The 22114-nt window shown below is 45.7% G+C and carries 17 protein-coding genes; 10 read left to right on the top strand and 7 right to left on the bottom strand.

Going from position 1 to position 22114, the window contains the following annotated elements; translation table 11 throughout:
• Positions 1-105 precede the first annotated feature (105 nt).
• Complete coding sequence (locus NV381_RS13715) at positions 106-1929, bottom strand: glycoside hydrolase family 5 protein (protein WP_258213860.1); 1824 nt, start codon at positions 1927-1929, stop codon at positions 106-108.
• Positions 1930-2137: 208 nt separating this feature from the next.
• On the opposite strand from NV381_RS13715, the gene NV381_RS13720 reads away from it, so the two are divergent.
• Positions 2138-3442: a sulfatase gene (locus NV381_RS13720; protein WP_258213861.1), complete on the top strand. Its 1305-nt coding sequence runs from the start codon at positions 2138-2140 to the stop codon at positions 3440-3442.
• A gap of 776 nt (positions 3443-4218) precedes the next feature.
• Here the strand turns inward: NV381_RS13720 and NV381_RS13730 are convergent.
• Both NV381_RS13730 and NV381_RS13735 read right to left on the bottom strand, forming a co-directional pair.
• On the bottom strand, positions 4219-6522 hold the full coding sequence (locus NV381_RS13730) for a DUF4179 domain-containing protein (protein ID WP_258213863.1): 2304 nt from the start codon (positions 6520-6522) through the stop codon (positions 4219-4221).
• Positions 6503-7072 carry an RNA polymerase sigma factor gene (locus NV381_RS13735; protein ID WP_258213864.1) on the bottom strand — a complete coding sequence of 190 codons (570 nt, stop codon included), beginning with the start codon at positions 7070-7072 and terminating at the stop codon, positions 6503-6505. The genes NV381_RS13730 and NV381_RS13735 overlap by 20 nt, the downstream gene beginning before the upstream one ends.
• Before the next feature lie 236 nt (positions 7073-7308).
• Here NV381_RS13735 and NV381_RS13740 point away from each other — a divergent pair, with 236 nt between their 5' ends.
• The 5 genes from NV381_RS13740 to NV381_RS13760 all read left to right on the top strand — a co-directional run bounded on the left by NV381_RS13740 (position 7309) and on the right by NV381_RS13760 (position 13032).
• On the top strand, positions 7309-7986 hold the full coding sequence (locus NV381_RS13740) for a response regulator transcription factor (RefSeq protein ID WP_258213865.1): 678 nt from the start codon (positions 7309-7311) through the stop codon (positions 7984-7986).
• Positions 7983-9383 (top strand): HAMP domain-containing sensor histidine kinase, encoded by a 1401-nt coding sequence (locus NV381_RS13745; protein ID WP_258213866.1) that lies wholly within the window; start codon positions 7983-7985, stop codon positions 9381-9383. The genes NV381_RS13740 and NV381_RS13745 overlap by 4 nt, the downstream gene beginning before the upstream one ends.
• A gap of 210 nt (positions 9384-9593) precedes the next feature.
• Entirely contained in the window at positions 9594-10724 is a 1131-nt protein-coding gene (locus tag NV381_RS13750) for a Fe(3+) ABC transporter substrate-binding protein (protein ID WP_258213867.1), read from the top strand.
• A gap of 2 nt (positions 10725-10726) precedes the next feature.
• Positions 10727-12379, top strand: coding sequence for an ABC transporter permease (locus NV381_RS13755; protein ID WP_258213868.1), 1653 nt, complete (start codon positions 10727-10729; stop codon positions 12377-12379).
• Positions 12376-13032: an ABC transporter ATP-binding protein gene (locus NV381_RS13760; protein ID WP_258213869.1), complete on the top strand. Its 657-nt coding sequence runs from the start codon at positions 12376-12378 to the stop codon at positions 13030-13032. The genes NV381_RS13755 and NV381_RS13760 overlap by 4 nt, the downstream gene beginning before the upstream one ends.
• Before the next feature lie 936 nt (positions 13033-13968).
• On the opposite strand, the gene NV381_RS13765 is transcribed toward NV381_RS13760, so the two are convergent.
• The 4 genes from NV381_RS13765 to NV381_RS13780 all read right to left on the bottom strand — a co-directional run bounded on the left by NV381_RS13765 (position 13969) and on the right by NV381_RS13780 (position 19039).
• Entirely contained in the window at positions 13969-15261 is a 1293-nt protein-coding gene (locus NV381_RS13765) for a Ger(x)C family spore germination protein (protein ID WP_258213870.1), read from the bottom strand.
• Positions 15258-16352 carry a GerAB/ArcD/ProY family transporter gene (locus NV381_RS13770; protein ID WP_258213871.1) on the bottom strand — a complete coding sequence of 365 codons (1095 nt, stop codon included), beginning with the start codon at positions 16350-16352 and terminating at the stop codon, positions 15258-15260. Before NV381_RS13770 ends, NV381_RS13765 begins: the two co-directional genes overlap by 4 nt.
• Entirely contained in the window at positions 16349-18019 is a 1671-nt protein-coding gene (locus tag NV381_RS13775) for a spore germination protein (RefSeq protein ID WP_258213872.1), read from the bottom strand. The genes NV381_RS13770 and NV381_RS13775 overlap by 4 nt, the downstream gene beginning before the upstream one ends.
• Before the next feature lie 258 nt (positions 18020-18277).
• Positions 18278-19039, bottom strand: a complete 762-nt coding sequence (locus NV381_RS13780; RefSeq protein ID WP_258213873.1) for a class I SAM-dependent DNA methyltransferase — start codon at positions 19037-19039, stop codon at positions 18278-18280.
• Between the two features lie 132 nt (positions 19040-19171).
• On the opposite strand from NV381_RS13780, the gene NV381_RS13785 reads away from it, so the two are divergent.
• From NV381_RS13785 to NV381_RS13800, 4 genes are read left to right on the top strand one after another with little or no spacing between them, the layout of a single operon-like run.
• Positions 19172-19762 (top strand): RNA polymerase sigma factor, encoded by a 591-nt coding sequence (locus NV381_RS13785; protein WP_258213874.1) that lies wholly within the window; start codon positions 19172-19174, stop codon positions 19760-19762.
• Positions 19759-20310, top strand: coding sequence for a hypothetical protein (locus tag NV381_RS13790; RefSeq protein WP_258213875.1), 552 nt, complete (start codon positions 19759-19761; stop codon positions 20308-20310). Before NV381_RS13785 ends, NV381_RS13790 begins: the two co-directional genes overlap by 4 nt.
• Positions 20310-21422: a hypothetical protein gene (locus NV381_RS13795; protein ID WP_258213876.1), complete on the top strand. Its 1113-nt coding sequence runs from the start codon at positions 20310-20312 to the stop codon at positions 21420-21422. Before NV381_RS13790 ends, NV381_RS13795 begins: the two co-directional genes overlap by 1 nt.
• Entirely contained in the window at positions 21419-22081 is a 663-nt protein-coding gene (locus NV381_RS13800; protein ID WP_258213877.1) for a LiaF transmembrane domain-containing protein, read from the top strand. The genes NV381_RS13795 and NV381_RS13800 overlap by 4 nt, the downstream gene beginning before the upstream one ends.
• Positions 22082-22114: the final 33 nt, after the last annotated feature.

The following is a 22114-nucleotide window of genomic DNA, read 5'->3' on the forward strand; positions in this document are numbered from 1 at the left end:
GAGGAAACGGTAAATTACAACCATTGAAAACTGCACCTCAATTGTTAGTTGTGTCTAACAATTAGGGTGCAGTTCACTTTTGAGGCAGTTTTTTTGGGAGGGAGGTCAGTAGCTAGTCCATATTTTCATATTGGCTAATTGGGTTACGTTGTTAGAAATCGTAGAGGAGAACTCCACCTTGATATATTGTGTGCCACTCGCCAACGCATTTGTATTTCGGAAATAAGTGCCTTTCCATCCGCCGGACGTAGCTACGGGTGTATCCATTGTTACGGCAACGGGGGTCCAGCTTAGCCCGTCGGAGGAGCTGTAGAATTGGATGCCATCATTCGTTTGGAAATAAATGTTGGCATAAAATCCGCCCAAATTGGATTGCTTATAGGTTACGTATCCCGTGTTAGTATCGGTGCGAATTGCCCGGGAGTCGTCTCCATCAAAATAGGCTGGATTTGCGGTGGCAAATTTCCAGTTGGAGGACTTGGAGTCAACGACGGACCAAGCGGTAAGATTGTCTTCATATTCCCACACAGGCGCCCAGTTCGTCACTTCCACATCGGAAATTTGCGTCACGAAGAAATCGGTCGTAGAGGCTAATTCGATCTTTAAATACTCCGTGCCGCTTGGCAATCCATCCGTGCTGCTGTAATAACTGTGGGACCATCCCGCTGTAGTAGCCGCGGGCGTTGTATGTGTGGTTGGAAGTGGCTCCCAGTCGGTTCCGTTATGAGATACGTAAAATTTAATACCGCTAAAGCTGTCATGGGAATAAATATTCGCTTTGAATTGTCCGATCCCCGATGCTTTATAGGTGATGTAGCCCGTATTCGTATCGGTGCGTGTGGCTCGGGAGGTGTCGCCGCTAAAATAAGACGGGTTTCCATTTGCAAATTGCATGTTCGCTGAATAAGAATCCACCTTAGTCCAGTCGTTCAAGCTATCGGTTGTTGTGGTTCCGGGTATCCAATAGTAGCCTTTGAGCTTGGCGTCGTTAGCAAAGTCGTAGTATCTTGTAAATTCGCCGTCGGCTCGTCCTGCTTGAAAGCTCATCCAACTGATGCCGTTTTCTTCAAGCGCTTGTCCTTGATACTTGTTACCGCTTAGGGAGACGACTCCGCCTTGTCCCGGAAAGCCCCACTCTGTATTCATGACGGGATAATCATCTCTTAAACTTTTGATATATTGCAGATTCGGTGTTCCATAGGTATGGAAGGAAACGATATCTTTTCCATTCGCCCAAACAATGCCCGCTTTCGTCGTAAAGCTTGCCACCTTGGCATTCATACTCTCGTCGGCATGGGAAAACGAAAGATTCAAGATAGGTGTATTCGGTGCGGCAGCTCTCATAATTTGATAAACAGCTGCCAAATCATTCAGGTTGGCATTGGAATAATCGGAAGGACGCCATTTGACCGGCTCGTTGGTGATTTCATAAATAACGTGAGTTTCATCCTTATAACGGTCGGCTGCGACACTCCAGAATTGAGTTAAATAGTTTTTGTTAAACGTTCCCGGCGTATCGCCAGGGGTGATAATGAGATACAGGCCGTTATCTTTGGCATGCTGAACCATGATGTCCAGATGGGACAGATTGTCGGCAATCGCCCAGCCGCCCTTTTGTTCACCTTCGACTTCTGTGCAATCCGCACCTATGGTGCCATTGAACGAGCGTTCATCCCAATTCGTCACGCGGATGGCGTTCAATCCAACGTCTTTGGTTCTTTGCCAATATTTCGGGTCCTCGGATCTGGACGTTGGGTCGGCATAGCATTTGCCATACCAGGCGACTCCGGCGCGGATGAGTTTATTGTCGCTTGTTTTCAGTGTGCCGTCGGAGACAATAGGTCTTGCGGGGGCAGTGGCGGACGCGGTCAGCGACAGCATAGCTGAAAGCGCCAAAAAAAGAATAATGAGACCGATGCTTTTTTTCATTGTACTTCCTCCTTGTATAAATAATATTGACGTAAAAATTTGAATATAACATACTATTCCCATGAAATTTATAAGATTTAATCGGAATAGGTTTATCTTAAAGCTTGAAGCGGCCGTTTGGAATAACACGATGTCTTCTTTTCTTTTTCAATTTGTTGGGGGGACCGCAGAAGCAGATAAATCCATTTAAAGAAGGATGAGGTTATATATGATGAAGACGCATGTACTTTATGTTTTTGCCGACCAATTGAGTATGCTTGCTTTAAATTTATTTGGCGCAAGGAACCGGGTTCACACGCCCCATATCGACGAATTGGGAGCAAAGGGGGTCAAGTTTCATAGAAGCTATTGTGTAACCCCTCAATGCTCCCCTTCCCGCTCCTCTATATTGACAGGCTTATATCCGCACAAGACCGGGGTGATCGGAAATATAGGCACGAAGAATACGGCGGAGCTTGATGCCGGCTTACCCAATCTCGGGAATATTTTGCAGCAACGGGGGTACCGTACGGCGTATTTCGGCAAATGGCATTTGGGGCGTGCCGCTGTAACGGAGTACGGCTTTGAGGCGACTGCCGATTTTCAGAAGGACGACGAAGAAACAACGGAGCATGTGCTGAACTTCCTGGACGAGCAAGCGGACGTGAAGGATCATCCATGGCTTTGCATGGTATCCTTCAATAATCCGCACGATATTTACCGCATGGCTCAGGACAAGCTGCAGGGGAAGACGTTGAATACCTCACACATCATCCTTCCAGACAATTTTATCGACGACTTGTCGGCAAAGCCTGAAGCGCAGCGTTTATTTCGGGATGAGGATCAGGGAAAAGCGCTGCAATCGTACGGGGAAGAAGACTGGAAATATTATTTGGCTTATTATTACGAGCTGATAGAGCGAATCGACCGGCTGTTAGGCAGGATCATAACGAAATTGAAAGATACGGGACAATACGAGCATACGCTGATCGTGTTTACTTCTGATCATGGCGATATGATGGCCGCGCATCGTTCGCCGTTTAAAGGGCCGATGATGTATGAGGAGCTTGTGAAAATTCCGCTGATTTATTGTTGGGAGGGTGTTCTTCCCGCCGGAGAGAGCCGGTATCAAATGACAGTCAATGCGGACCATCTGCCAACGATCATTGATCTGTTAGGTTTCGAGGTACCCGAACAGTTCGACGGGGTCTCTATGAAAGAAAGTTTGTTTAAGCGGGAAACGGCTGGCCGCGAATATGTAGTGATGCAGTATTATTCCAAGCAAAAATGGATCAATCCGATTCGGACTATAACAGACGGAAAGCATAAGTACAGCCTCTACAGCAGCGGAGAGGAGGAGCTCTATGATTTGGCTGCGGACGGCTCCGAATCGCACAATGGGGCCTATCGCCCGGATGATATGGAAATTAAGAAAAGATTGCAGGACGAGCTAAGGCGCTGGATGAAGCAGTATCAGGACCCCTTCGAACAATATACCCGAACAGACCGGCAGGGCCAGCTGTTGGAAAAATAAGCGGGGGCTTGAACAGAAGCCGTAAAAAGTAAAGGCCGTGAGACCAACTCTAGCAGTGCGTACGGCATATAATAATAGAAAGGCAAAAAGGGAGAGGCCGAGCCCCTTTAACTCCATTCCTTGTTCTCGATATTCGTCTAACGCATCTTGCAACGCTTTATTGTGTTTAAACTGCCAGAACTTTCTCATTGTTTTGGCATGATAAGCGCAACAGATATAACGGATCCCTTTATTTTTCAAAAATATTAGCATGTTTGTGGAGTAACAGAAGAAATATTTATCGTTCATCTATAGGCTAGCGATGTTTCCTAAACTGCAGGTCGTACGTTCGAATCGTATCGGGCGCGCCATTAAACCATAACCAAAAGAGATATGCATCTATTTGATTATTTTATTGTCCTTTAAACTGTCTATACTTACGTAAAGACCATCGCTTAAGCGCACGATGTGCCATTTACCTGAACCAGTGTCAGTTCCAAATTGTTCTAAGACTTCGAGATCGACAAAATCGATGACATATATTGCTGAAATACAGCATCGCAATGTCAGTTGGGAAGTCCCCATCGATTTGAATTCATCCGCATCTACAACGATCGTTAATGATTAGCTGCGCAGCATGGGTTCTTTTTGTCTTTACACTTAAGTATGACGAAGTGAATTGGAAAAACTTTCTCTTTTCACAAAAAAAGTTCATGCAGGTATTTAAACGAATAATAAGCCACTCCGAGGAGTGGCTTGAAATTCACTTAAATGGCATACCCAAAAGGCAACTGCATCTATTCGATTAGGTCATTATTCTTTAAACTGTCTATACTCACGTAAAGTCCATCGCTTAAGCGCACGAGGTGCCATTTACCTGAACCAGTATCGGTTCCGAATTGTTCTAAGACCTCAAGATCGATAAAATCGATGACATACAGCTCTTTTTGACCCTTTAAGTCATAGAAAGCCATTTTATAGAGCCCATTCTTATTTTTCTCAGCATTATGAACGATAAAATCAATCTTGTATTTTTCCTTTAAATCTTTTAGGCTCATATATTTCGCACGAAAATGGGCTTCTATGGATTTTTTGATTGCCTCATCATCAGCAGTAACAGTCTTCTGCGGCTGCGCTACCTGCTGTGGTTCCGGCTGCGCTCTCGCTGACTCCTGTTGCTTCTCCTGGTCCTGAGGCTCCGGTTTCACTAGCTGTTGCTCCTCCTGGTCCTGAGGCTCCGGCATCACTGGCTGTTGCTCTTCTTGCTCTTGAGACTCTGGTATCATTAGCTGTTGTGACTCCGGTTCCAGCTGCGCCAACTGCTGTGGCTCTGCCTCCAGTTGCGGCTCTTTAGCAGTCTTTTCTTCAACGCTATCATTGACGAACGCTGTAGAAGGTAATGGATTCAAATCAATGAGTTCTTCCCAACTGACATCGCGATTCTCCATTTCGGAGATATGGTAGGATAATGTCAGCTCCTGAGGTTGATGCAGCAAATTGATGAGCAGTACACCTTGAAGGGTGACCTTACGGTCCTCACCAACAGTCGATTTTTTCTCGAGTTTTACATTGTACTCTTTACCATTTTCGTCCCTGGCCTGCCATACATTAAGTCCGACTATATCCTTCGCAAGCTCTGCCTGAAATTGAATGACTCCGCCTTTTCTCTGGATGGGTTGCCCGTTGATATCCGATTCTTCCTCATAATCTTTCAAAGAAAAATCACTAAAAGTGAACTTACTGCCGTTATATTCTGTCTTAATCTGCTCTTTGTTCAAACTGTCAAGGTTCATCTTGATGTTGAAATTGGCGAGCTCTTTCGAATATATGGCACGAAGCTTGAACATAAGCTTCTCTGGCTTTTCGGTCAGCGGCGCAAAGGCATGCCACCACTTATAACCCGATTCGTCGTTTCCTAGTGAACTCAACCCATAATTGATCGTATTTTTCGAATTATAATTTTTACCAGTCACCTCATCCCAAGCTGCTACAACTTGACCTTGTTGGTCAAGAAGCTCGTAAGCGAGTGTATAATCTTGAATATCATGAGCAAGAGTGAAGGGCAGCAGCGGATCCCCTAGCTTACGTTGCTCCGTCAATCCATTCAAGCGGATAATCTCCTTTTTCTGCTGATACAGTTCTGGGGTCAATTGGGTTTCCAGTGAGAGCAGCGTCAAACTTGGCGCCAGTTCGATTCTTTTCAAGCTGATTTTTAACCCTTGTGGAGAGATGTATTGCTTGTTAATCCCAACCGTTTTCGTTACGGCTTTGGCCTTAGCCATATCAATCGGGATATTCAACACCCAGTCCCCGGAAGTTTGGCCAATCTTCTTCCAGCTAAGCTCAACGGTCACTTCATCCGGCAGCTGCTTCCCTCCAGTGATAAGATCCGTCAATGCCTGCTCCACCATGAGCTGCTCACCTTTCTTACTGGCTCTCCATCCTCCCATCTTTCGGTCAATTAATGGATTCCCCGTTACGTCCTTAATAATAAATTGCAATTCCCTCGATTGGTTTAAGTCTACAGAGTTGCCGTCTTGATCCGTGGCTTCGCTGATGATGGCAATCCGCATCGTGTCCGCCAAAACTTCTTTTACCTCTATGGTAATTCCCTGATCCGTCACTTTCAGACCGAGCGGTTTTACAAAACCTTCGTTATAAGCATTTTTCATCCCTGGATCAACTTGTTCTGTGCTATTGAAAAAACTTTTTACGTAGTTTGCAAAAGTCGGAGATACATAGGTTCCTAACGATATGACTACTGCCAATCCGACCGCAGCTATCGTAATTTTTTTCATAATATCAAGGCTCCTTTGTTTCCAATTGATTAGTTTAGGGGAGTCTATCATAACTTCAGCGGGATTCGTTTCTTCCGATGGTGTGTATGGAGTGAGCTGATCCAAAATGTTTTGCATGAACGTTTCATCCGTTACTTGTTCCTCCCATGAATCCTCAAAATCTTCATGCTTATTTATCCAATGCTCCAATTGCAGTTGGCAACCCTTGCAGCTTTCCAGATGTTTTTCAAACTGAATACTTTCAGATTGGGAAAGCTGGCCTTCCATATAGTCGTTCAAAGGGTTAGTTTCCATACATTTCATACAAGAAATCCCCCCTTTCTTTTGATGCGTTCATGCTTTTGCGCAATTTCAATCGTGCGCGATGTAGACGCATTTGCACAGTACTCACCGGGAGTGATAAATGCTCACCGATTTCCTCATAGCTCAGTAACTGCTGATGCCGCAGCATAAACACGACACGCTGATCTGGGTCCAGCTCCTCGATCAACTTTTGTAGAGAAGCTTTACGTTCTTTTTCCAGATAATTGGTTTCCGGCGTATCGCTATGGGCGATTTCGAAATCGAGATTGATTAAGCTGGGAGTACGCTTGCGTTTACGAAGCTCATCGACAGACCGATTCGCGGTGATCCGGTATAACCAGGCAGAAAAGCTGTGCTCAGGCTTATATTCCTGTAGATGGTTGTAGGCTTTAATAAAAATTTCTTGGGCGATATCCTGTATGTCAGGCGATGGACCGAGCATTTTTAGGAGTAGGGAAAACACCCGTCCTTTGTATTTGTTAATAATTAAGGCAAAAGCCTGCTTATCTCCGTTAAGGATGTGATCTATAATTTCCTGGTCTTCTTGCATTTTTGCCCTCCTATCCAAAAAGAATGCTGCGCAGCATGGAGCTTTTTTGTACTTACACTTAAGTATGACGAAGCGAAAAGGGAAACCTTTCTTTTTTTGAAAAATTTTATGCAGTTATGCTGCAGTTCTTTGCCCGACTCATCGTTTAGCTTGCTGTTCATCCTGATTGTGGAACTCTCCGTTTTCTTTTATAATTACCTCAGTTGATAATAATTCTCAAATAAAAGGGGGAGCTGATGAAAACTATATTGCTCATAGAAGACGAGAGAAATTTATCGCGTTTGATCGAATTGGAGCTTCGGCATGAATCGTTCGAGGTGATGGTTGCTCATGACGGAAAGCGGGGATTGGAGCTGGCTTTACAGCAGGACTGGGGTGTTATCTTATTAGACCTTATGCTTCCTGGTATGGATGGAATTGAAGTGTGCTGTCGTATACGTGAGGTGAAGAGAACACCGATTATTATGCTAACAGCCAGAGACAGCCTTAAGGATCGGATATCCGGATTGGATAGTGGTGCTGACGACTACATAGCAAAGCCTTTTGCGATCGAGGAGCTGCTGGCACGCATAAGGGTAGTATTCAGAAGACAGGAAAATATTTCGGAGGCGGCGATGCAGCTTCTTACTTTTCAGGACATCGTAATGAATCTGGATTCGAGGAATGTTACCAAGGGCGGCAAGACCATCGATCTGACCAAGAGAGAATACGACCTGCTTCAAGCCTTCATGAGGAATACGAATCGGGTACTGGACCGGGAAACTTTGCTGGATATGGTATGGGGGTTTGAAGCTGGGGTGGAAACGAATGTGGTGGATGTGTACGTGCGGTATTTGCGCAATAAAATGGATAACCCCGCGGAGGATAGCTGCATACAGACCGTACGCGGCATTGGCTATGTGATGAGACGATGAAGCGGTTACCCTTACAATTCGCCCAAATCCCTATAAAATGGAAGCTGACGATATGGTCTACACTGCTGCTCGTTTTGCTATTCGCGGTTTACAATATAGTGCAATATGCTTTTGTTGAAAGATGGATGATTAAGCAGGAAGAAACGAACACGCAGCAGGATATGAGGGAGATATTGAATTACTTTTTGGAGAATGAGGTATCCTTCGAGGAAGGGGAGTTCGTGCAAGCGCGTAATTTTCTCGAAAGAATCAACCGTCCCGATCAGCTTATTCGAGTTCTAAATGAGAAGGGGGAGCCTATTCTTACGGTATCCGATGATATTCCGGAGCAGTGGGTGGAGGCTAAAGCTGTAAGCACAAAGGAATTGGTCGGGATAAAACATACGAACGATCGTTTAGTTATTATGAGAAGCCCGCTTACGATTTTCAAATTCAATGGGACTGTAGAAATCATAAAAAACATTGTGAACTTCGAAAAGCTAACGGACGCCCTCTTCTACGTGATGGTCCTATGTGGTCTGGGAGCTGTGGTGATCAGCGGCCTTGGCGGACGGCTATTGGCGGGACAACTGCTCAAGCCACTGCAAGGGATGGCCGAAACGATCCGAAACATTAAGCAAAAAGGTCTGCACGAGCGTATGCAGTTGAACAATAATAAGGATGAGATCGCTACCTTGATGGTCATGTTTAATACAATGATGGATCAGGTGGAGCGCTCCTTTCAGCAGCAAAGGCAGTTTGTAGAAGATGCTTCTCATGAGCTGAGAACACCGGTAGCTATTGTGGAAGGACATCTGTCATTGCTACAGCGGTGGGGAAAACATGATCCTGCGATATTGGAAGAATCGTTGAATGCTTCGATCCAAGAGGTTGCGCGTCTGAAAATGCTTGTGCAGGAGCTGCTGGCGCTTAGTCGTGCCGAGAAGCTGGACCCGGAGTATAACTCCGAAGTTACAGATCCGGAGCAAGCGATTCGGACTATTATTAAAAATATGGCGGTGCTCCACCCGACGTTTGATATACAAGCAGAGTTGGAACCACTCGAATCGGTTTTGGCAATATCACCTCAGCATTTGGAGCAGATTCTGCTCATTGTGTTGGATAATGCAGTCAAGTATTCGGAGCAGCGCAAACTCATTTGCGTCCGGGCTACCGTGAACGAAGAAGCAGCCCTTATAGAAGTAATCGATTCGGGAATAGGTATTGCAGGTTCCGATATGCCATATATCATGGACCGTTTCTATCGCGCGGATAAGGCCCGCAGTGGTGAACAGGCAGGGCATGGACTAGGTTTAGCGATTGCTAAACGTCTGGTAGAAATATATAACGGAACGATCACTTTGCAAAGTATAGAACATGAAGGTACTACGGTGTGTATTTCTTTACCGAAAAGGTAAAGAAATTTTTTTTTCACATCAAATTCTCATTATCGTAAGTTATACTGTTAACTAGTCGAGATCAACTGGTAATGATATTCATTATCATCAATAAATTTTAACCGATTTAGGGTTTTAGGGAGAGAGGGGAGTCAACTTTTCTAGCCAATTTTATTGAGAATGAGTATTACTATCAAATATTAGTTAACGAAATGGAGATGTAGATTTCAAATGAGAAAACAAACCTTGTTCAGCACTATGCTGCTGATCATCCTGTCACTTATCGTAGCCGCATGCGGTTCAAGCCCTTCAACGGGTGGTGCGTCTTCCACGCCACAGCCTAAGGCAGAGAGCGCCGATCCGGCGAAGTCCTCGCAAGCTCCGGCAGCGAGTCCAGCTGCAGGCAAGGAGCAGGCTGTTAATATTTATACAGCGAGACACTACGAGGTGGATAGCGTATTATTCAACGCTTTTACGAAACAAACGGGGATTAAAGTTAATGAAATCAAAGGTACGGCCGAAGAGTTGGTTGAGCGGTTGAAGCGCGAAGGTACGAGCTCAGAGGCTGACTTGTTTATTACTGTAGATGGAGGCGTGCTGAACTACGCCAAGCAGAACGGTGTACTTCAAGCGATCCAGTCTCCCGCTATTGACAAGAACGTCCCCAAGCAGTGGCGCGATAAGGATAACAACTGGATTGGCATAGCAACCCGAGCTCGGGTTATCGTGTATGCTAAGGACCGGATTAAGCCGGAGCAATTGTCTACATATGAGGATCTGGCCACAGATAAGTGGAAAGGGAAGGTGTTGGCCCGCTCTTCAACCAGCTTGTATAACCAGTCACTTGTAGCTTCATTCGTTGAACTTGATGGAGAAGCAAAAGCTGAAGCATGGGCCAAAGGTATTGCCGCTAATCTGGCTCGTAAGCCGGAAGGCGGAGACCGTGATCAAGCCAAGGCTATTGCAGCCAAAGTTGGCGATGTCGCGATTATGAACACCTATTATGTAGGTCAAATGCTGGCATCCAAGGATGCGGAAGAAGTGAAAGTGGCCCAGAACATTGGCGTCTTTTTCCCAAACCAAAACACGACTGGCACACATCTTAATATTAGCGGCGTAGGTCTGACCAAGAATGCCAAAAATAAAGACAACGCGATCAAGCTTATCGAATTTATGACTTCCAAAGAAGGCCAAACTCTTTTGACGCAAGGCAGCTTTGAGTTCCCGGTTAATGAAGCGGCGGATAAACCGGAGCTATTGAAAACTTGGGGAACCTTCAAATCCCAGCAAATTGATTTTGCCAAGCTTGGAGATCACAATAAAAAAGCGACTGAGCTTCTTAACAAGGCAGGCTGGAAGTAGGCATGGTTGTTTCCGCTTGGCTGCGTAATCTGAAGAGATTTAGTAACGGATGGAATTTATTAAGCGTAATAGGGGCCTTCGCGGCCCTTCTTCCGTCTTTATATATTGCGACTGGTCTTTTTCGTTCCCCTAATGAGAATTGGCAGCATATTAAGGACTATTTACTGCTGGATTATGCTTTGCAATCCTTATGGCTTGTGCTAGGAACAGCAGCCTGTACCGTGTTGGTTGGTGTAACGCTTGCCTGGTTAATAGCTGCCTATGAGTTCCCGCTGAGACGTTTTTTCACATGGGCTTTTGTGCTGCCGCTGGCTATTCCGCCGTACATTGCAGCTTACACCTATGCTAATATGTTGGGTTATACAGGCAGTGTTCAAATTTTTATGCGCAATGTTCTGGGTTGGAATCTGAATCAAGCCTATTTCGACATCATGTCGATGAAGGGTGCTATTGTTATTTTCAGCTTGTTTTTATTTCCTTATGTGTATCTGATCACGAAAACGTTTCTGGAGAGGCAAAGTGCCTCTTTCATTGAAAATGCCAGATTATTAGGCAAAAATCCGCTGTATATTTTTTTCAGGGTCGTATTGCCGCTGTCTCAGGCCGCGATTATCGGGGGAGTAAGTCTGGTCGCCTTTGAAGTATTGAATGATTTTGGGGTTACCAAGTACTTCGGGATTCAGTCTTTTACTACCGCTATTTTTCAGACCTGGTTTGGCATGTATGATGTAGAATCGGCGATGCGGTTGGCTGCACTGCTTATGAGCTTTATTGTCGGCTTATTCATAATCGAAAGAGTTCTCCGCAAACGGAAACGATATCATGCTTCGACAAGCAGGACTCGTCCTCTTAGCCGAAGGACGCTGCGCGGTATTCCTGCTCTTATGGCTATTCTCTTCAGCGGTCTTATTGTTTCGTTGTCCTTTCTGGTTCCAGTCCTTCAGCTGATTGTATGGGCGACATGGACGTATAAGGAGGTTATGAGTGCCCAATTCATGGGGCTGCTCACCAATACCCTTTTTATATCGCTGGTTTCGATCATTGTATTGATGCTTTTTGCTGTTATTGTGGCTAACGTATGCCGCTATCAGCGCTCTGCTTTTACACTTATATTGTCCAAACTTATTTCCTCTGGGTATGCGATTCCAGGTGCCGTTCTCTCGATCGGGGTGCTCGCGGTGTTCATCTCAATGGATAACCGGCTTGGCGGAGTTTATGAGAAGCTCGGTTGGGGAGCCGGCAAGCTGGTGCTCAGTATGTCCTTACTCATGCTCATCTTCGCATATGTGATCCGGTTTTTGGCCGTTGGTTTCAACTCTGTGGAGGCGGGGTTCGATAAGATCGGAAACCGCTACACGGAAGCATCCCGGCTGCTGGGATTGGGGTTTACGAAAACCTTTTTCAAGGTTGATTTGCCTTTGATCAAGGGCGCTGTGTTCACAGGCTGTATTTTGGCTTTTATGGAAATTGTCAAAGAGCTGCCTCTTACTCTGCTTCTTCGGCCTTTTAATTTTGACACATTAGCCACAAAAGCCTACCAATACGCCAGTGACGAACAAATTCACCAAGCCTCCATTCCATCCTTATTCATTATAGCCGTCGGTATGATCTCGGTTTATTTCTATTACTGGTTAGGAGAGAGAAATTCAGAATGACTTTTTTTGAAATGAATGCTGTCTCTTTTCACTATGTCAAAGGCAATGAGAGTGTGCTTGATGATTTCTCTATGCACTTGGAGCAAGGCGAGGTGGTTGGTATCCTCGGTCAAAGCGGTTGCGGGAAAAGCACTCTGCTTAGGCTTATATCCGGGCTGGAGGTACCCTCCTCAGGAAGCATTGTGATCGATGGTAAAACAATGGTAAGCGAACGGTTATTCGTCCAACCTGAAGCCCGCGGCGTCGGGATGGTTTTTCAGGAATATGCCCTATTTCCCCATTTAACTGTAGAGCAAAATATTATGTTCGGGCTGCACCGTTTATCCAGAGCCGAACGCAAGCAGCGGCTGCAGGCAATGCTAGAGCTTGTACACCTGGAGAGCTATGGGAAACGGTATCCGCACGAGCTTAGCGGAGGGCAGCAGCAGCGTGTTGCTTTTGCCCGTGCTTTGGCGCCGGAACCAGCTATACTCCTCATGGATGAGCCTTTCAGTAATTTAGACGCCGGACTGAAGGGGAAAATTCGGGAGGAGCTGCGCCAATTACTGCGAACCGCCAACATGACCTCGATTCTCGTCACCCATGATAAGGAAGATGCGGTTGCCATATGTGATCGGATTGTTCATATGACTAACGCAGAATTAGCGTCCTAGCCTTGGTTCGTGTCGGGTGTGCTGTTTACTTAGTAAAGTTCAAGGGGCTGTCCCAAAAGTCATTTGAGACAACCCCTCCACCATTTTATCCTGAATAGATGGTTGCAAAAGAGCCCTCAATTCCACTTTCATAGTTGAAGGCTTTTTTGCATATTCTTGTGTATTCTTAGTGATGAATAAGATGAGGTCGCTTTCCAGCGCGTACTCAACGCGGGTATCGGGTTCGTGTTTCATGGTTCGGTTACGGCATTGCATGGCAGTCTGGCGCACTCCGAGCAATTATCAGGAAAATGTCAAGTTAGTTACTCCGAAAATAGCGTTCCAAGTCTTATAGCTGGAATTCCTCATGCTAATTCTACGTATTTTGGCTGATATCCACCATTTCACCTCTATTAGAGTTAGTTTTTCCAGTTAGTTTGATTTCAGGTGATATCCACGCTGGATTAGCGTTACAATTTCCATCTATTTTCTTTCCTTCCGCAGCGGCCCCGACAAATCATGGTCTCCTCTAGATTGAAAGCAGCCTTTGAACATCGCTTCTCGCCCCATCACTTAAGTAACATCCAAAAAGCGGCCGGACTCATTTTTGGATTTTCGAATCCCCACTCTGATGGGAATTTCCCTACAAAAAAGACGCTTCCATTTCCGCTTACATGGTGGTTTTGGAGGCGTCTTTGTACATAGTTTGGGACTGATTCATTCACTGATACCCTTTTGGGACAGCCTCTTTTGGCGTATAGGGCCTGAGTAATCATTATTCTTCACTATACAAGGTCAACAAAGTGGGCAGGATCAGGGTTAGGCATGCAAGGACTGCAATTCCGACCGCTCCCCTATAGTTTCTCTGCCGCCACAGTTGCGGGGCGAGGCTTCCGACATAAACGCTGGACCAAAGGGAAATGGCAGCTAATATTCCAAACTTTGCTATTTGTTGAATCATTGCATTTTATCCCCCTCGATAGCGGGTCCAACTTGATCACCATGGCGGCGCATTTTAAAGCTGATTTCCACGTTATAATCAATATCCTTCATATGATCTTTCCACTTAAAAGCATACCATTCCTTTAGTGTGGAAAAAGTTGATTTGAGACGGTTGTTGATGCTGAAACAATCGACTTGCCATTGATGAAGCGTCTTGTTGAGCAGCTTGATCGACTCGGAATGAAGCTGATTTTGTATGGATTGTTCGAGTTTTTTTGTGTTTTCCGGATTTGTATAGTCAACAACTGTTTGAACACCGATCAAATCTCCTTCCATTTTAACGCTAAAGGTTACAGTGACTTTGTCATTCTTTCGGGTTACTTTCATCTGAGCTTTTTTTTGAGCTCTCATATTGATGGTAAGATTCAGTTTGCTTTCTGAAGGATCCCGGAACCCCCACGTCGTTCCAAAAAATTCACCGCGAAGTACATTTAAAATCTTTGTTTCCTCGCCGGTAAGAAACCCTGCCAGAGTACCGTCCTGATAAATGGCACTGCCAAAAAACTCGACAGGAACCTCTCCGGATCTTCGTAAACTCCCTGCGATTTGTTTACCTACTAACGGCTGCTTGGTTTTGGAGTCAGAATGTTCGTTCTCTGTGGACAACTGGGCAGTAACCTTTTTTATATCAGGTCTGGGTGCAGCCAAGATGGTTGTGGCGCCGGTTCCGACGTTTTCAATATCCATGATAAAGTCGTGGAACCGGGAGTTCATCGGTACGATGCCTCCCATATTATGGGGGTCTAATTCCAGTTCAAACCATAAGTTGATATCTTTCTCTGTGGTTGGTTGAATGTGCTGGATAAAGGTTTCCGCTTTCCCGCGCGTCGTAATAACATTTACAGTTCGCCGAAATTCACGATTGCGTACAACCTCTCCCAATATAGGCATCACTCCCTTACGGGCCATACCTTCACCCAAAATAAACGCTTTGGAATGGATAAGGGTTAACCTGCGGGCAACAAAGCTTTGGCTTGCAAGCAGCGCGGTAGCAATATCCGAGCTCTGCTCGGAATGTACAGAAACGATTTTTTTCTGGCTATCATTTGAGCTTTGTCCTCCGCCGTTCGTTTTGGGAACGGCAATGGCGAAAGTGAATATATAATCATTTTTGGGACCAGAATCAACCCCAACGGCAATGATAAAAGCCATATTTTCAGGATCCAGCCGATCCCAGCAGCCAGTCAGCAGAGGCAGCGACACTAGGAGAGCCAATAAAGCTCGGGAAGTACGGATGAACAGGCTCACGGTTGCCTCCACTTTCTGCGCACAGTTCCTGCGAGCCATGTCGCCATCGGAAGGCATACAGAAATGAGGGAACCATAGGTTCGCAGAATATCCCGATCCCACGCGACTGCAGCCATCTCGCTGGCTGGTAATAACGCGAAGCTGTATATGATAATGGAGAGTGGAATGATCAGAGGCTGAGTTCTGGGCAACCTCAGCATTTGCGATAAAGTAGACGCACAGCAATATATGGCTATGGAGAGCTTGATTACGGCACATAAAAGCCAAACGATCAGGAAAAGGCTCTCCACTCGTTGAATCCATCGCCCAAAAATAATAATCCGGCTGATTTCGAACATCGGAACATTTAACCGTGTAGCGGTCGGGTAGGGAACTACGTAAAGATAGACGATGGTTGTACTGAACAGGACTATGGAGCTGATTGCCATGCACCACCAAGCCGCTTTTCCCCACTCTTCCGTTTTCCGCATTCTGGGGACGAGGAAGCCGAGTACAAGCAGCTCTGAAAATAAGGAGCTCTTCACAATTCCCATTGTAAGAACATGGGTTCTGCCGGTGCCCCAAAAAGGTGATAACGCATTCGGCTCCGAATGGGTCATTAATCCGCCGACAAGTGTTATGAACACGCTTGCAATGATTAAACCGATGGTTAACCAGCATAGCCGTCCCATAGCTTCGATACCTGAATAAGCCACTATGGCGGCAGTAATAAGCAGGGAAAGCAAGATAACTTTTAACGGGGTTCTTAACAAAATATCTGAAGTCAACAGCTCCGAGAACTCGCGAAGCACGGTAAACGTGATGATGAAGAAAAGGCTGAAATAAGCCAGATTCACCATGCTGCCCAAATAGGGTCCCCATATCTCTTCAGTCGCAGTAATGAGTGTTGAGCCCTGTGTTCCGTTCCTGAGGACTCCTCTCACTCCCCACCAGATCAACGGACAGAGCAATCCGGCTATGAGAATGATGATCCAAGCAGCTGTGCCCCCATTATCTGTCAACAACCGCTGCAAAGGAAGGAATATCTTCGTAATGATAAAAATTATTCCTATGGAGGCCACTTCACGAACCCCGATGTGATGCGTTCTCACTTTTTCGCCTCCTCTTGTTGGTTGAATGGGGGGGTCATTTTTTCATTGTCGCTTGGCATCTTCTTCTTTCTTTGGGGGTGAATCGAAAAAGGTCGATATTTCTGTTTTAGAATCGGTCCTCTTATGATCGTATCGCTGCTTTGGTGATATGGGGTAATGGGGGATAAGATCGGTACACCCAAAGATTTGTTGGCGACCCATTGAGATAAGAATATAATTGACACTAAGACAATCCCGATCAGACCGAGAAAAGAAGCGCTAATCAAGTAAACAAAACGGAGAATCCGTGTTGCAAACTGCATGTTGTAGTTGGGAATCGTATAAGAAGCCAAAGCCGTAGTGGCCGTGATAATGACCACGATAGGGCTTACAATGTTGGCTTGAACGGCAGCCTGGCCCAGAATTAACGCTCCAACGATTCCGATAGTAGGACCGATGACGCTCGGTATCCGGATGCCAGCCTCACGAATTAGTTCAAACATGGACTCCAGCATTAAAGCCTCCGCCGCTACAGGAAGAGGCACAGCTTCACGAGTACCAGCAATGGCGAGAATGAGCGTTGTTGGAATCATTTCCTGATGATAATTGGCGATCCCGACATAAAGGGCGGGCAGGTACATCGACAAAAAGAACCCGAATGTTCGGATGATACGAAGAAAGGTGCTGTAAGGCCATCTTAAATTAGCGTCTTCCGCTGTTTGCAGGAAGAGAGGAAAATGAGCAGGAACGATCAGTCCATAGGGGGAGTTGTTCACGATGATGCCGATATAGCCCTCCGCAATTTGAGCTGCAAACCGATCGGGTCGTTCTGTGCTCAAAACAGTTGGATATATGGAATTGGGTTGCTCCTCGATCAATTGCTCGATCATTCCGCTATCGCCAATATAATCGATTTGGATGGCTGCTATACGCTTACGAACTTCACCGACAAGCTCGGTATTGGCAATCGATTTTAAATAAACGACAGCAATCTCCGTCCGAGACAGAACTCCTACATATCCCGATTCGAATATAAGATCGGGTGTGAGAAGCCTGCGTCTAATCATAGACAGGTTCGTTTGGATATCCTCCGTAAAGCCCTCTTGTGAACCTCTAACCACGGTTTCGGTTTTGGGACTATCGATGGCTCTTTTCTCCCATCCTTTAACATCAACCATCACCGCTGTGTCTAAACCGTCCACTAGTACGGCTGCCGAACCGATCAAAATATCGTTTACGATATTCTGGAACTTATCATTTGCGCATACCTGACCTTCCGTTAAGATTTCCTCCATAAGCGTATCGGCATCCAGCAATATATCGTCCGATATACTCATCGAAATCAATGGCACGAGTACGGTTCGATTCAAATGCTCCCAATCAACTTGCGAGTTAAGGTAGACTACGGCACCTTGTAAAGACGAGTGACCGATCAAAAACTGACGGATGATGAGTCCGCTGTTTTGAGGATACGAAAAATGCTGTTTGAGCCACTCAATATTGGTATTAAGCTGGGGCGATATAAGGCCGTGGTCCTCAATTAGAGTATCAATCTGTGGCATGCTTTCGGATCCTTCAACTGAAGTTCTATCAATGAGTTTTTCCTCCCAATGCCCCAAGGAAAAAGTTTGCTTGTCCGTTGACAAATCCGCAACAAAATATTTCTTGAGTGCACTCCAATTACCCATTGGTTCAATCTCCTTAGATGCGAGCTTTCAAAAAACAGTTGTATAATATTGCTATATTTATATTGAGCATAGTGTTTACCGTTGCAGAATTTTTATTCTACATTTAAGGAAAAGGGCATGGTTTAGCAAACGCAATTGTTGATGATGCAATAGGTTTGGACATGGCAAAAGCCACCCCGTAGGATGGCTTGACTGGATAAAGAATGGCTCGCTGAACGGCCTTAAATAAGGTTGTGGGTTTCGCATCGTACCGTATCGCTATTTGCTCGCAAAAATCCGCATAGACGAGCGATCCGCTCCATAATTGAACTGGATCTCTTTAAAGCTGGCAGCGGTGAGCATCAGCTCAAATTCATTCTGATAGAACCATCGGAGACGAATAGTATCCTCATGCGTTTCGATCAGCTCTCCATCTTTAAATACCTCATATTTATTGAAATTGGTTTTTAGCTGCTCCCAAAAATCAAGCTCAACTCGCTCACTAAGTCTAATTACAGCCCCATCATCTCTGTTCACCTCGGCCAGCATGCGCCACGCTTCGGGTTGTTCGTTCCTAATGTAGGCCTTGGGAATCGTTAGTGTGAGCAGCAGTTGGCCTCCATCAGCCAAATGCAAGTACAGACGGCTCAAGGCTGTGGTCGAATCCTCGCGGTCTGTGAGCAGATTGAAGGTATTGCCTGGTATGTAAATCGTCTTGTACTTCCGAGGCAGCTCCAGACGCTGCATGGCTTGGTGATAAAGTGCAGGATGTAGACCAAGCCGCTTAGCTTTGCTTGAACAAATATTTAGCATATCCTCAGAGTAATCAACCCCATCGACATCCAGGCCGTCTCGTATTAAAGCATTCAGCAGCCGCCCTGTACCGCACCCAATCTCTACGGCCGGTCCTCTATTATGGATGATGTGCTGCTTATAAAAATCTTGCTCAACTGAATTTCCTGACTCACTGAACCATAAATCGTAATGCTGTGCAACAAACCCCTGAAAGTCCCCATGAGTAACTCTGATCTCATTGCTCATCAACAGCTTCCCGCCTTTTGTATATTAGGATGTGATTCGAAGAACCGGTCCTAGTAGTGGTATAGTTTCAATTATAAGTTATGAATGAGTGATGCGAATAAACTTTTTTTTCATTAAGTGCAGTGTTTCTATGTGGGCGGTTCGTCTATTGTTACGGAGAGGAGGGGGAGGACGATTACAGAGGAATCAGAGTGGATCGAACGAATTATCGCCGGCGATAAGCAAGTGTTCCGCTTGCTGATGGATAAGTACAATTCTTATTTGTTTCATGCCGTTTACTCGGTGCTAAGATCAACTAAAGATGCCGAAGATGTAACACAGGAAGCGCTGCTGAAAATCTATGCGTCTCTCCCCCAATACCAGCACCAGGGGTTGAAAACGTGGATGACCCGTATCGCGGTTAACAAAGCGATAGATCACAAACGGGCGCTGGATCGAAAACGGGAGCAGCTGACTTCAGACATTGAAGAGCTGCTTCCGGCTGATGCCGTCCATACCGTGGAAGAGGAAGTGCTCGATAAGCAGAGAAAGCAGCAGCTCAGGCAATATTTAGATGACATCCCTGCTAATTACCGTGAAGTTGTGGTTGCTTACTATATTGAAGAAAAAAGCTATTTGGAGATAGCGGCGGAACAAGGAGTTACTTTGAAAACCGTTGAGTCGAAGCTGTACCGCGCTAAGCAATGGATTCGCAGACATTGGAAGGAGGAAGAATGGGGATGAAACATTATACGTTAGAGCAATGGGATCTTTATGCTGGTGAGCTGCTCTCGGATGAGGATAGATTAGCTTATGAAACGCATCTCAGCTCATGTGATTCATGTCTTGATTTGTATATGCAAAGCTTGGAGCGGTCTGCCGGTTCGTATCCAGTACTTCAGTCTGCTGATGAATTGGCGGAAGCTGTAATGGGGCGAATAATCTTGGAAGAATCGATGGCATCCTCTGATCCTGCTTCCGTCCCTTCGAAATGGATTGAATCCAGAACAGCTCGCAGATCACCGGCATTTACAAGGCATCCTCTGTTTCACTATGCGATCGCGGCCGCCATTACCTTCATCTTAATGAGCTCGGGAGCTTTTCAGTCCTTGACGGAACGAATAGGCCACTTGGATGCTGCGGCAGAAGCTGTGGAGCAGGAGCCGGATCTAGAGCCGGAACAAACGGTCAAAATAAATGGGCACGCATCCGTTTCCTATAGAATTATGGAAAAAACAATCGTCATGTTAGATTCCATTCAACCCAAACAAGCAAAAGGAGGAGCCCGCTAATGCAAAACAAGAACGCGATAACAGCCCTTCTGTTATCTTTTATTCCAGGCCTGGGCCACTTGTATTTGAACCGCAAAATCAGAGCCTTCCTGTATGGAGCCGGTTTTTTCGGACCCTTAGCGCTCATTTTTTTGATAGGGATATCAGGTAAAATGAATCGTTTAGAGGAGTTTGCCATTTTCCTTTTGTTTGTAGCGTTTGCCATCGCCGCTATCAATCTGATTGATATGGTATTCGGGCTTGTGAAAAGGCGTGAGCCTTCCGGTGAGTTCGTATCGCAGCCGATTTCCCATCCGCAAGAGGCGGCTTACTATGAACCGCAGCATCGCAGCAATGAAAGCGAACGGATTTTTACGGTGCTGCTGTCGTTTATACCGGGGCTCGGTCATTTTCAGCTGGGTTTAATGCAGCGGGGCTTGACCTTTATGATTGCTTTTTTCGGATCAGCCGTGATGATTTTCTTTGTTGCCTTACTGACGCATAAAGATGGATTTTTCGTTTTTCTCGGTGCGTTGCCAATCATTTGGATTTATTGCCTGTTCGACTGCATTCAGCAGCTAAACCGTAAACAGCGGGGGGAATTGCTGACGGATCGAACGATTTTTGAGGATTTTCAAGAAACCCGCGAAGACGGCAAAAAAAATAAGATGATAGCTACCTTTCTATCTATTGTCCCTGGAGCGGGCCACATGTACCTTGGCTTGCAAAAAAGAGGCTTGCAGCTGATGGCCGCCTTTTTGTTCTGCATCTACATTATGGATGTGCTGAGACTTTCCTTTTTCTTATTTCTGATTCCCATTCTGTGGTTTTACAGCTTCTTCGACGCTCTGCAGCAAATTTCAAGGCAGGATCGCGAGGAAGAGCTGAAGGACACTCCGTTTGTAGATTGGCTGGTTAATCATCAAAAATGGGTCGGAATTGTGCTGCTCGGACTGGGTCTGTACTATTTAACAGATGAGGTTGTGCTAACAGCGCTTGATCGATTATTTCCGAAAGAACGTATTTCGATGCTGTTCCATCAATATTTCCAAACATTCGTCGTTTCGGTCATCCTCATAGGGGGCGGTTTACGGCTGCTGCTAGGAAGTAAAAGAAAGAAGGATGAAAGATGAAGAAGTGGCGCGTGGGTACGCTTTCGATGGGAATAACACTGGTGCTGCTGGGGGTGGTTTTGTTTATTTCCCAGTGGAAGGGGCAGCAGACTTTTGATGCGTTTATTACGTGGTGGCCGATCGTTTTTGTATTGCTGGGTTTGGAAATCGTCCTCTATTTATCCTTTTCCAAAAAAGAAAACAGCATCATCTCCTATGATGTAATGAGCATCCTATTCGTCGGCGTGCTTTGTATAGGTTGTCTTGGGTTCACAATGCTCGCTTCAGTCGGTCTGATGGGTGAAGTAAGGTCGATGATAGGGGCGATTGATGAAACGAAGGATTTGCCTGCAGTGAAGGAAACGGTAGCCGAAGGGGTGAAGAAGGTTATCGTACAATCACAGGACCAAACGGTAAAGGTAGATAAATCGCAGGAGCGGTCACTTCAAGTGTTCGGTACTTACCGCAGCCGCACTAACCTGGGCGAGGCAATCCAACCTTTGGAGAAGGAGCAGTTCATAGCTGTACGTACCGTTGGGGATACGATGTATGTGCAAGTTAAGCGGTTGCCCCAAAGGAGGGGTTTCGATTCCTACTACCCGTGGATGACGGTTACCGTTGTTCTTCCGCAGGATGTGCAGACTGAGGTGCGCGGAGCGAATAATCAGATGATTGAATAAGTAAACGATGGAATCGTACGGGGATATCATAAT

The sequence above is a fragment of the Paenibacillus radicis (ex Xue et al. 2023) genome (genome assembly GCF_024722015.1).
Lineage (GTDB): Bacteria > Bacillota > Bacilli > Paenibacillales > NBRC-103111 > Paenibacillus_S.